Origin of the sequence: Gilliamella sp. A7 (genome assembly GCF_002142015.1) — a bacterium.
GTDB lineage: Bacteria > Pseudomonadota > Gammaproteobacteria > Enterobacterales > Orbaceae > Gilliamella > Gilliamella apis_A.
The window spans coordinates 1-11,894 of record NZ_NASN01000065.1 but is presented as its reverse complement, the minus strand read 5'-3'; the positions used below and the strand labels follow the sequence as shown (position 1 = coordinate 11,894).

Genomic DNA, 11,894 nt, shown 5'->3' with positions numbered 1-11,894 from the left:
GATAGTATTTAATCGTATATATAACCAGGTATTAACCTACCTTTGTACCATACTTTATCATTATAAAGAATATTATCTTCACCTATTACACTAGGATTTTCAGTATGAATATTATTACGATTAAGTAAACAATTATTATATTCTAAATCAGTGCATTGACGATTTTGCTTACTATCGAAATTATAATAATGGCAGCTATTTCTTTTATTTATATATCGATAATTATGATAATCGTAAATCGCAGTTATTTTGGTTAAGATTCTGAGGTTTTGGTCATCAAAATCGTAACAGTCTTTACGACCTTCGGCCGATCTATCTTTTGGATTAAAGATTATATTACTGCCCCAAAGATGAGTTGCGATAAATTTATTATGATGTTTGATATAATAATCATAATTGAAACCTTGTCTAGCACCTGATTTGTAGCGTTCAATTGCTAAATCTGCAACGCCATCAAAATTAATATCTTGTAGATGAATACTATAAATTGAATTGTAGCTATAATTCAAATTTTCGATTTTTTGTAATAATTTATTAGATGCTTGCTCATAAATATTGATTCCATATAACTTAGTCTTTTCATTTTTTTGTTTTCGTAATACAGCGGTAAAGTAGATATTTTCTAAACTAGCATATTGTAATAATTCAATATTATTAAATTCACTGCTAATATCTTCTTCATTGATGAAAAAACTTCTTTGCAATTTGATTGGCTTTAAGCGTTGTTGATGTTCATCAAACCAAACTCCAGTTAACTCGTTATTTAAAATTATGTATTTATAGCCATATTCATCAGTTTGATCAAATTTAATATTATCTAATTTAATATAAGAGCGTTGGTTATCATTAGTATTTGAAAAATTTGTATTGTAAAAAACGACACTTTTGTTATCTACATTAAATGAACTTTGATCTAGTACTAAAGGGTGCCAAAGTTGGTGAGGATTACGCTTATCAATTAAGAAATGTAACGAAGTAATGCTACTATTGAAATATAAAGTAATATCTTTATTGGAACTATTGTCAGTAAATGTATAAATTGCACATCTACCTGAGAACGAAATACAAAGACAAATTAAAAACAATATATTTTTCATATTAATAATCATTCAAAACGATTGCTTTTATGATCTAGCAAAATTTAAGAAAAGAATTTTTCAATTATCAAAATTCTTAGTTTTGTATCTATTCTAATAAGCAGTCAGTTTACTTTATATCCATTGAATTATTATTACTGTTATCAACTTAATAGTCACTACATAACACAAAATATTTTAAAAGGAGATTCAATAGTCATTTTAGCAAAATTGATCATTCTAAATAGTACAAAAGTACATAATCAGAATTTTACTTTACATATCTTGACAAAAATTAGCGGGTCAAAGTTTGAATAAACAGATGATTTTCTTTATACTTTTTAATCAAATGAAAGTGATTTTGTTGAATTAAAACAATACTATGTCATAGCAAGGGACTGAAAAATGTTAAAATACAATTATTTAAAAGCCTACCAGCCACGTCTATTTGCAATTCAACACTTATTGCCTTCTTTTAAAGAAAATCTTACCGTTAAAACATATTCAGTTAATTTACATTTACCCTCTCACTTTCTGTGTTTAAAACCAATATTATTCTCCATATTAGCTATAACAAGTTTATTAACGATACTCGTTAATTCAGCACATGGTTTAAATATAACTACCGCTAATGAAATTCATGGTAGTGCTCCTTATCTCACCTATGATGGAGGTATCACTAAAGCGGATAGTACAGAAAGTTTATTGGGTATAACTTTATCCGATGGAAAAGTCATCAATGCGTTAAATGATGAATCAAGTCTAACAAATCCAATTGAATTACCGCATCAAGAAGATACTTATGCAAGTATTCAAACCATCGTTCCGTTACCAACAGCGGGTAATAGTAATTATCCTATAGTAAATATGACAGATTTACTGAAAGCACCGTATAACTATTTTGGTGATGATGATGGTGATGGTTACCAAAACAGCACAGAAGGTGTCATTGCCACTGCAAGCGGAAATATTAGTATTAAATGGGAAAATATTAATGGCATTGATATAACAGATATTGTTAAAAAAAATCCTAAGAATCCTTTTTCAACTTGTGATGCGCCATATAAGTTAACAATAACAGCAAGTAATGGCGAGTTAAACAGTATTTATGGTCAACCGAATAAGAGTAGTTTTGTTGGTGGTAGTCATAGTTATTATATTATGCCTAAAGTCGCGCCAATTGTATGTTATGCGCAGCCAAATTTAGTTTTTGACAATAAATCATATGTGCGTAATGGATTTGTTGAACATAACTTTGATGGTCCTTTATGGGATACAGCTCAATCCGGTAAAGATAAAACTACATATAGAGGTTATCCAAGTAGAGGTTTTAAAGTAATTCATGCGAGTAATAGTGGTAATTATGATGGTAAAGATTCCGTTTATAAAAATAATTTTCCAAGTACAGGGGCTCATGGATTATATTTTTATTTATTATTAAAAGGTATCACCCCTGATGCTGTATTAATAGCCAATGGAAGTAAAATAACAGCAGTAGAAGGCGGTAATGTAAGTTTAAAGCTAAGCTCGGGAGTGACTGAACAATGGTGGGGCGATAATCGTCTTAATGATGAGCCAAAGTATGGACTTATAGAGCCAGCATTAAAAGTTCAATTAATTGGGCCAAGATATAATTCTAATAACAAAAGTTTTAGACCAGTGACCTTTAAGATATATGCTGATCGTAGTAAGAGTCAATTATTGTATGAATTTAGATTGATGCGTTGGTATATTGCACAACCTAATGTGGCTTATGGCAATAAAGGGGACATAAGGTATTGGTCAAAGAGTGAGGCGTTATCTTATCAGGCTCAAGCGAAAGCGTATTGTACTAATTTAGGTAATGGTTATAGATTGCCAGATACGAATGATTTCACTAATGCTAATTCCGTCGATGAATCTGATTATCCTAATTGGGATTTGATTTGGGATGGCGGTGATCCTGATGTCTGGGAAGTTTTTCGTCGACAATTAAGCTACCGAGAAAAGGCAACAAAATGGCAAGGTGGAATTGCTAATGAATGGGGTTGCTTAGTGAATAAAGTTATGTCTGGTGCATACAGATGCAGTGGTTATCCAGAGGGTGATTGGGATGGTTATTTATACTGGAGTACAAATGTTGTTGATTATCGTTATTCTTTTCATCATGGTTCGCCAATAATGCTCGCCAGTAATGTTGGCGAGCCAAGAGTTCCTCTATTGGAATATGTGAATCACTATCCTCGTGCTGCTTGTGTAACACCATAGATTAAACTCTTTTTGTTATAGAGAAATAAATTTTGATATAAAGGTAAATGTGAAAAAGAATATGAATCTTGTAGCACGAAGTGCTACAAAATTTGAAAATTTGTATAGATTATAATCTATTAATTATTGCATCAACTGTACTGCTATCAATTTTAAATACCTTGATAATCATCTATCAAACAATATTCTCAATAGCATTGTAGTTAATAGGCCATTTATGTTTAACTTTTTATTTAAAATATCCATAATAATGTAATAAATTTCATTATATTAATTAAGAAAACTCCTATTAGTAGATAATGTAAAAAATTTGAGGAAAAGGTTTTTTTAAACGTATTATCAACAAACATTATCAAGATAATTAACATATATTTGAACAGTTAGATATAACAATACTCATTAATATTAGTATCCTTTACATATCTTGACAAATTAACTCCAATTACTATTTGATAAAATAATCTATTTTTATTATACTTCTTTAATCAAAAATATGTTTTTATTCTAATATAAAACAATAAGATAAATTTCAAATCGCTTGGAGAATAGTCAAGCTGCAGTCAGTTGGAAGGTAAATATAACTTGAAATTATTTACGGAATTAATCGCAAAATATATTTAAATTATTTAATTGAAAATTGTTTTTATTCTTAGAGTGAACCACTTCCCCACATAGCAATACTAAGAAAGATAATTCATTGAATTGTGATCATTTAATTTTAAAACTGTAATTATCTAAAATGATCAGTGCAAGTGTGTTTTCGATCAACTTTTGTACTATAAAGTTTGTATCACTATTGATAAAAATCAATAACAGTCTTTCTGTAAAATTAGTAAGCATAAATTAATTTATGCATATATTACTAGATTCAATATAAGGCGAAACGGATAATTCGATTTGCTTTGATTATACTTTTATCAGAAAAGTAATTTCATAACAATAAAACAATGAAGCGTGAATAAATGGGATTCGTAGTATGTTTAAATATAATTATTTAAAAAATAGCCATAACTTGAAATTATTTTCAATACTATTATTGGAAATTTATTCTAAATTTGTCATTGAAAAGCGTTCTATATTTTCAGTATTTAAACATTTACTACCAGGCAATTTAGCTGTAGATAAATTATTATCTAGCCGCTATTTGCGCCTTTTATTGTTAATTTTCAATCCTAATATAGTGGTAAGGTTAATCAACAAGATACAAAAAATCATTCTATTTTCTATGATTATCACAGTTAACTCAGTCTATGCTTTGAATGTCAGTACAGCTGAAAGTATACAAGGTTCTAAACCCTATTTAAATTTAGGTAACGGTAGTATTAAAGCTGATAATAGTGATTCACTATTGAGTATTACTCTTTCTAATGGCAAAGTTATCACTCCAAGTAATGATGTTTCCAGTATAACTAATCCAATATATTTACCGCATTCAAAACAGTCTTTTACAAGGATTAGAACCATTATTCCATTCACTGAACAAGGAAATCCTAATTATCCGCAAGTGAAAATTTCTGATTTACTAGGCTCGCCGTTTAACTTTTATGCTGATGATGATGGTGATGGTTTTGATGAGAATGGTAATGTTACTGCAACAGGTACCGGTAATATTAGTTTGAAATGGGAGGCACGGAATCCGAAAGTGACCGATATTAATGCTCAAAATGCATATATTGATATTACTTCGACAGTAAAAAATAACCCGAGAGAAATGATTAGTTTATGTGATAGCCCATATCGCTTAACGATAAGTACTAGTAATGGCGAATTAAAAACTGAACACGGTAAACCTAATAACAATATTTTTACTCAAAGAAGTCATACTTACTACATCAGTGCTAAAATGTTACCAACAGTCTGTTTTGCTCAGCCGAATTTACTTTATGACAACGCTTCTTATGGCAACAATATGATCAGTGTAGATTATGATGGTCCTCTTTGGGATTCAGCCAAGCTGTCAGATAATGAATATAGAGGTTTTCCAAGTAAAGGTTTTAAAGTAAGAAATGCGCATAGTAGTGGTGAATATGAAGGCGAAAATTCAGTCTATAATAATAACTTCCCAAGTACTGGTTCGAATGGCTTATATTTTTATTTATTACTTAAAGGAGCAACACCAGAGGAGATGTTAGCCGCCAATGGTAGTACGATAAACGCTAAAGAAGGTGGTAGAGTGAAGTTATCACTATCTGTTGAATCTACTCCAAAGTGGAGGCATGATGCAAGATTACCTGCACCTATTCCTTATTGGAATAGTGAACCAGCATTAAAGGTTACATTATCCGGACCACATAGTGGTTCTAACACTAAAACGTTTAATCCCGCTACTTTTAAACTCTATACCGATAGTGCTGAGACACACACATTATATGAATTTAAGATAATGCGTTGGTATATTCCGCAACCTAAAGTTAATTATGGTGAAGGTGATGCAAGAGAATGGTCAAAGAGCGATGCGCAGTCTTATCAAGCAAAAGCTCGTGCTTATTGCTCAAGTTTAGGTGCTAATTATCGTTTGGCAAATGTTAATGATTTTACTAATGCTAATCGATATCGTTATGGCTGGAACAGCGGTATTGCTGGTAGAAGTTCTAAAGCGTATCGTCGTCAGTTAAGCTACCTCTCAGCTGGTAATTGGGTCGGTGGTATAAATAATGAATGGGGATGTTTAGTTAATGATTGGAATGCTGTAGGTAGTGATCAATACCATTGCAGTGGTTATCCTGGTAGTGATTGGGATTCATATGCATATTGGACTGACAATTTGGCTAAAAATGTTACAGAGTCTGAGGATGAAGCAAAACCATTAATTAATCCTATGAATGTAGGTGAACCTATGATTTATGATTCTTATGACTATCAGTATCGAGCAGCTTGTGTTAGCCCGTAAAGCACTTCATCAGTAATTACTCACCACTGTTGCCAGTGATCAAACTGGCAACAAATTTATCCTTTCAAGTATTCAATCAAATAGAATTATTTCTAATTATTTTTATGATAAAAACATAATGCACCCTAATCGGTTCCACTCTGATCAACAAAAAAAGAATTAATTTTTGTCAAAGTTTTGGTGTTGGATAGATAAATATCTAATAACCAAGAAAGTAGATGTATGTTTAATGATTATATAAAAAATTACTATCAGCAAAAGGTAATAGGTTAAATATCAAATTTTTATATAAAAGATAAGTAGTTTATTAGTGAATAGTTACTTAGTCTTTTTAATCATTAATTAAAAGGGATTTTTAGTATTTAAAAACCCCTGTTCTCAAATTTGTCTATGAAATAATTAAAACGGTTATAAAGCGTTTTAACTCTGCTTTAGATCATTACATCTAATATAAATTGTCAGAATATTAATATTAGTAAACTTAAACTACAGTCATATAAACCTGATTATTCAGTAAGTTTTTAGGATCAAACTGTTGTTTAATGGTACGCATTAATTGGCGATTTGCTTCAGGAATTGCAGCATTGTAATAACTTACTTTCGCCGTTCCGATGCCATGTTCTGCTGAAGGCAATCCGCCCAATTCAAGACATTTTTGATAAAGCGCTTGGTGAACATTTTGCAGATCAAATTGCCATTGTTTGTCATCACGATTATCACGCAAAATGCATAGATGAATGTTCCCATCACCAGCATGACCAAAGGCTAACATGCGCATTTGAGTTTGTGCTTCTAGCTGTTTGGTGAAATTGATAAAATCGCTAATGCGATTTATTGGTACCACAATATCGATTGGGTCTTGTTCGGTGATTGCTTCTACTGCACGTACTAGCGAACCACGAATCGTCCAGATTTGACTGGTTTGATTGCTATCTTGGGCAACAAAATAGTCACACCCGCCTAAATTTGCTAGCAGCTGTTTGCGTTGTTGTTCAATGGTTTGTAGATCGGAACCATCAAGCATAATAATTAGATAAGCTTGGCTATTTGGTAGTGGGAATTTAAAGCCTGAGTACTGTTCACCCCACTGTGCGACTTTACGTTCAACAAACTCCAATGCAGTAGGTGTAAGGGTGTGTAACACGGTGGTAATACTATTGATAGCTTGTTCAATAGTGTTAAAACCAACAATAAAGGTTTGTGATACTTTTGGTTTGGCTATCAGTTTTAAAGTACATTGTGTGATGATACCTAAGGTACCTTCACTGCCAATAAAGAGGTGTTTTAAGGCTAGTCCTGTGTTGTCTTTAACATTTTTACTACCAATATTTAACACACTACCATCAGCCATTACAACTTCAATTGCTTGCACATAATCTCGAGTCACACCATATTTTACCGCCCGCATACCACCAGCATTAGTACTAATATTTCCGCCAACAGTAGCATTTTTAGCGCCCGGATCTGGCGGATAAAAAAGGTCATGTTGTTCAACAAACTGTTGCAGGTCTTGCAGTAAAATACCCGATTGCACAGTAACGGTGAAGGTTTGCTTGTCTAATTCCACAATATGATTCATTAAGGATAAATCAAGAATAATACCGCCATTAGGAATAGTCGAGCCGACTAAGTTAGTACCAGCACCACGGGTGGTAATATTAAGATTGTTGTTATTAGCGTATTTAACAATTGCAGCTACTTCTGCTGTGGTTTTGGGGTAGACTAATATATCGGCATAGCCATATTTTAATTTTAAACCATCAGTTAAATGTGATTGTGGGATCGCATTTTTTGCAATGATACGTTTAGGATCTGTAATAATTTCTGTGAGTTTGTTCATGCTGAATTACCGACTATTTATAACTTTTATCGAAGTGGTTGGCTAACTTGTCACCAAGGTATTGAATCACCATCACAATAAAAATAAGAATAATAATACATAAAATGAGGATTTCGGTTACATAGCGTTGATACCCATAACGAATGGCTAAATCACCAATACCACCACCTCCAACAACCCCAGCCATAGAGCTAAAACTAATAAGCGAAATGGTGGTAACCGTTGCGTGTCGAATCAATTGTGCCATCGCTTCTGGAAATAAAATACCGAATATAATGCGGATATGCGATGCACCACTTGCTACCGCTGCTTCTATCACCCCTTTATCTATTTGACTAAATGCATTTTCAGCTAACCTAGCATAAAATGCGATAGCTGCAAGTGAAAGAGGGAAAATTACCGCTTTGGGGCCTACAGTCGTACCGACTAGTAACGCACCCAAAGGTAGTACTGTAACCATTAAAATCAAAAAAGGAATTGAACGAGTGGCATTGATGATAAAATTAGCGATACTATTAATAATTCTGTTTTTGAAGAAGAACTGATTTGACATTAAAAACAGCAATAAACCTATGAGTGTGCCGAATACCAAACCGGCTAACAATGACCAACTTACCATGATAAATGTTTCGTAAGCTGCTTGCCATAACATTTGCGCCATTTCGGCAATGGTGAGCTTTATCATTAATTTATTTCCTCAATAATAACTTCTTGCTGTGCTAATTTTGTTATCAAATTTTGAATATTATCTGGTTCCCCAATAATTTCGATCACCAAATTCCCTAACGCTTGATTATCAAAATACTCTATAAAACCATGCAAAATATTGAATGCCACCTGAGTTTCAATTGCTGATTGATATAGTATTGGTTGGGTGGTATTTTCGTTAATATAACGCAAACGCACTAATTTACCTTTGGCATTTTGTTTGATGATATCTGGTAAATGTGTGTTTTCATCAATATTGAGAAATTCTTGCGTGAAGCGTTGTTTAGGGCCGGCAAAAAGGTTAAATGTAGTGTTCATTTCCACTATTTCGCCTTGTGACATTACCGCAACTCGATGACAGATCTTTTTAACCACATCAATTTCATGAGTAATGAGTACTATGGTCAATGCAAATTTTTGATTGAGCTCTTTTAATAAATCAAGTATTGCACTAGTGGTAGTTGGATCTAATGCACTCGTCGCTTCGTCACATAATAGAATTTTTGCATCATTGGCAAGCGCTCTAGCAATGCCAACTCGTTGTTTTTGCCCACCACTGAGTTCGGCAGGGTAGGCATTAGCCTTATCGCTTAACCCAACTAAATTAAGTAATTCAGTGACTCTATTTTTTACTGCATCACCTTTTTTTCCGGCAGCTTTAAGCACAAATGCAATATTTTCATAGACAGTTTTCGATGACGCCAAATTAAAGTTTTGAAAAATCATCCCAACTTGAAAACGAAATGCTTGCAGTTGACGACCGCGCAAGGTTTTTATGTCAACACCATTGATAATGATTTGTCCAGAAGAGGGATCTGCAAGCCGATTAAGCGTTCTTACTAATGTACTTTTGCCTGCGCCGCTCGATCCTATAATACCGAAGATCTCGCCTTGATTAACATCAAACGAGACCTTTTTTACAGCTTCAATCACTTGCTGATTTGCTTCGAATTGTACCGAAACATCTTTTACCTGAATTAATGGGCTAGTTTGCATAATTAAAATAACTGATAATCTGGTTTTTGGAAGGTATAGAAAATACCATTTTTATCATTAATCACTTGAGCAAATTCTGGTGATTTAAGTACGTCGATAATGTCTTTGCCTAATTTATCTTTAGATTCACTGCGAATCGCAATAACATTTTTGAGATCTTTATCTAATACTTCTTGATAAAGCGCTTTTGAAAGATCTAACCCTGCACCAATCGCATAATTGCCATTAACTACTGATAATACAGCGCTATCTAAAGAACGTGGTGTTTGTGGTGCTTCAATGGGTACAATATTTAAACCATAACGATTTTCGATTACGTTATTAGGGGTGAGATTATTTTTATCCACATTTGGATCGAGCTTAATTAATCCAGCGGCTTCTAAAATACGTAATGCACGAGCTTCATTAGTCACGTCGTTAGCTATAGTGACTTGATCACCTTGTTTTAACTGTGAAAAATCAGTAATTTTACTTGAATAAATTCCAGCACCAGCAGTTGGTACAAAGCCAACAGCAGTGATATCTAAATTGCGCGCTTGTTTAAAGTTATTAAGGTAAGTTAAATGTTGAAACAAATTAACATCGATCTCTTTATTGGCTAGTGCTAAGTTTGGTTGAACATAATCGCTAAATTCACGAATCTCAACTTGATAACCCTTCTTTTCTAAACCTGGTGCGATAGCTTGTTTAAACATATCTCCATATGGCCCAGCGGCAACACCTACCGTAATTTGATTTTCTTTCTTAGCATTGTCACAACCAGTTAAGACAATTAGAGACGATAAAATAGCTAAACTAGCCACAATTATTTTTTTAAACATGATAATTTTTCCTTTAGTTTGGATAATCTTTCTAAAGCTGCAATTAGCGTTGGTTCTTGTTTTGCAAAATGGAAGCGAATATAGCGATATTCAGGGTGCTTAAAAAAGGCGGAGCCTGGTACGGCAGCTACACCCACCTCTCTGATTAACCATTCACAAAATTCAAAATCAGTATTAAAAGGATTAATCTCTGAAATATCAACTAAGACATAATAAGCACCTTGAGGTTCATAATATGTAAGTCCTATGTCATCTAATCCACTTAAAAATAAACGACGTTTATCAGTATAGGTTTGGGTTAACTGTTGGTAATAATCGTCATCTAAGGCTAATCCTGCACAAGCTGCTTTTTGTAATGGTGCTGCTGCACCAACTGTAAGAAAATCATGAATCATCTTACAACCATCAATAATTTTCTTATCAGCAATAATATATCCAAGTCGCCAACCAGTTATCGAATAGGTTTTCGATAGTGAGCTACAGCAAATTGTTCGCTCTTTCATATTGGGAAAACTAGCTAAATAGAGATGTTGATGTGGTGCGTAAACCATATGCTCGTAAACTTCATCGGTAATAATGTAAGCATCAAACTCAATAGCTAGTTGGCTTATATAGTCAAGTTCTGTTTTGGAAAATACCTTGCCACAAGGATTGCTAGGATTACATAAAATTAAAGCTTTAGCTCCTTGTTCAAAAGCTTGTCGTAGTTGTTGCTTATCAAATTCGAATGTTGGTGGAATTAGCGGTACATAAATTGGGGTAGCATCGGATAGAATCGCGTCTGCCCCGTAGTTTTCGTAAAAAGGTGAAAAGATAATCACTTTATCTTTCGGATTACAGACCGTCATCACCGCACACATCATTGCTTCGGTACTACCACATGTTACCAGCACATTTTCATCAGGATTGATATCAATATTCATTAATTTTTGTTGTTTTTTAGCTAATAAACGTCGAAATTCAGCTGAACCCCACGTAATTTCATATTGATGAGGACCATCATCCGCAGCTTGTTTTAATGCATCAATTAAAGGTTTAGGTGGGTCAAAATCAGGAAACCCCTGAGATAAATTGATTGCTTGATATTGATTAGCGATCCGAGTCATCCGACGGATAACCGAATCAGAAAAGTGATCGAGTCGATTGGCTAATTTATGCATTGTTTTTTATTTATTAAAATTATGAAGCAAATGATTATAATATAAAAACTTAATTTAGCTGTTAAATAATATATTTATATATAGTTATATTTTTTTCTTATAACAAAGTTAATAGTTGATATTAGTTATTCAAAAAATTTTGAGGAGTGCACTTTT

The 11,894-nt window shown here is 33.0% G+C and carries 8 protein-coding genes; 2 read left to right on the top strand and 6 right to left on the bottom strand.

All coding sequences use genetic code 11. The annotated features are described in order from the left end of the window. Positions 1-8: 8 nt before the first annotated feature. The gene (locus B6D18_RS11380; protein WP_144063989.1) at positions 9-1,097 is read right to left on the bottom strand and encodes a hypothetical protein; all 1,089 of its coding nucleotides are present in this window, start codon (positions 1,095-1,097) and stop codon (positions 9-11) included. Between the two features lie 384 nt (positions 1,098-1,481). On the opposite strand from B6D18_RS11380, the gene B6D18_RS11375 reads away from it, so the two are divergent. Together B6D18_RS11375 and B6D18_RS11370 are read left to right on the top strand one after the other, a co-directional pair. Beyond that, positions 1,482-3,323, top strand: coding sequence for a hypothetical protein (locus B6D18_RS11375; RefSeq protein ID WP_086364550.1), 1,842 nt, complete (start codon positions 1,482-1,484; stop codon positions 3,321-3,323). Positions 3,324-4,299: 976 nt separating this feature from the next. Further along, positions 4,300-6,213, top strand: a complete 1,914-nt coding sequence (locus B6D18_RS11370) for a hypothetical protein (RefSeq protein WP_086364549.1) — start codon at positions 4,300-4,302, stop codon at positions 6,211-6,213. 481 nt (positions 6,214-6,694) lie between these two features. On the opposite strand, the gene B6D18_RS11365 is transcribed toward B6D18_RS11370, so the two are convergent. Genes B6D18_RS11365 through B6D18_RS11345 form a run of 5 tightly spaced genes read right to left on the bottom strand, consistent with a single transcriptional unit; the run spans position 6,695 to position 11,738 of the window. Then, the gene (locus B6D18_RS11365) at positions 6,695-8,053 is read right to left on the bottom strand and encodes an FAD-binding oxidoreductase (RefSeq protein ID WP_086364548.1); all 1,359 of its coding nucleotides are present in this window, start codon (positions 8,051-8,053) and stop codon (positions 6,695-6,697) included. A gap of 13 nt (positions 8,054-8,066) precedes the next feature. Further along, the gene (locus B6D18_RS11360) at positions 8,067-8,738 is read right to left on the bottom strand and encodes a methionine ABC transporter permease (RefSeq protein WP_363317440.1); all 672 of its coding nucleotides are present in this window, start codon (positions 8,736-8,738) and stop codon (positions 8,067-8,069) included. Beyond that, positions 8,738-9,757, bottom strand: coding sequence for a methionine ABC transporter ATP-binding protein (locus tag B6D18_RS11355; protein ID WP_086364547.1), 1,020 nt, complete (start codon positions 9,755-9,757; stop codon positions 8,738-8,740). Before B6D18_RS11355 ends, B6D18_RS11360 begins: the two co-directional genes overlap by 1 nt. A gap of 2 nt (positions 9,758-9,759) precedes the next feature. Next, positions 9,760-10,578 carry a MetQ/NlpA family ABC transporter substrate-binding protein gene (locus B6D18_RS11350; protein ID WP_086364546.1) on the bottom strand — a complete coding sequence of 273 codons (819 nt, stop codon included), beginning with the start codon at positions 10,576-10,578 and terminating at the stop codon, positions 9,760-9,762. Next, positions 10,563-11,738, bottom strand: coding sequence for a pyridoxal phosphate-dependent aminotransferase (locus tag B6D18_RS11345; protein ID WP_086364545.1), 1,176 nt, complete (start codon positions 11,736-11,738; stop codon positions 10,563-10,565). The genes B6D18_RS11350 and B6D18_RS11345 overlap by 16 nt, the downstream gene beginning before the upstream one ends. Positions 11,739-11,894: the final 156 nt, after the last annotated feature.

Bases quoted from the DNA above. Each gene is read 5' to 3' on its own strand.
- B6D18_RS11380 (WP_144063989.1), bottom strand. From the start codon at position 1,097: ATGAAAAATATATTGTTTTTAATTTGTCTTTGTATTTCGTTCTCAGGT.
- B6D18_RS11375 (WP_086364550.1), top strand. From the start codon at position 1,482: ATGTTAAAATACAATTATTTAAAAGCCTACCAGCCACGTCTATTTGCA.
- B6D18_RS11370 (WP_086364549.1), top strand. From the start codon at position 4,300: ATGTTTAAATATAATTATTTAAAAAATAGCCATAACTTGAAATTATTT.
- B6D18_RS11365 (WP_086364548.1), bottom strand. From the start codon at position 8,053: ATGAACAAACTCACAGAAATTATTACAGATCCTAAACGTATCATTGCA.
- B6D18_RS11360 (WP_363317440.1), bottom strand. From the start codon at position 8,738: ATGATAAAGCTCACCATTGCCGAAATGGCGCAAATGTTATGGCAAGCA.
- B6D18_RS11355 (WP_086364547.1), bottom strand. From the start codon at position 9,757: ATGCAAACTAGCCCATTAATTCAGGTAAAAGATGTTTCGGTACAATTC.
- B6D18_RS11350 (WP_086364546.1), bottom strand. From the start codon at position 10,578: ATGTTTAAAAAAATAATTGTGGCTAGTTTAGCTATTTTATCGTCTCTA.
- B6D18_RS11345 (WP_086364545.1), bottom strand. From the start codon at position 11,738: ATGCATAAATTAGCCAATCGACTCGATCACTTTTCTGATTCGGTTATC.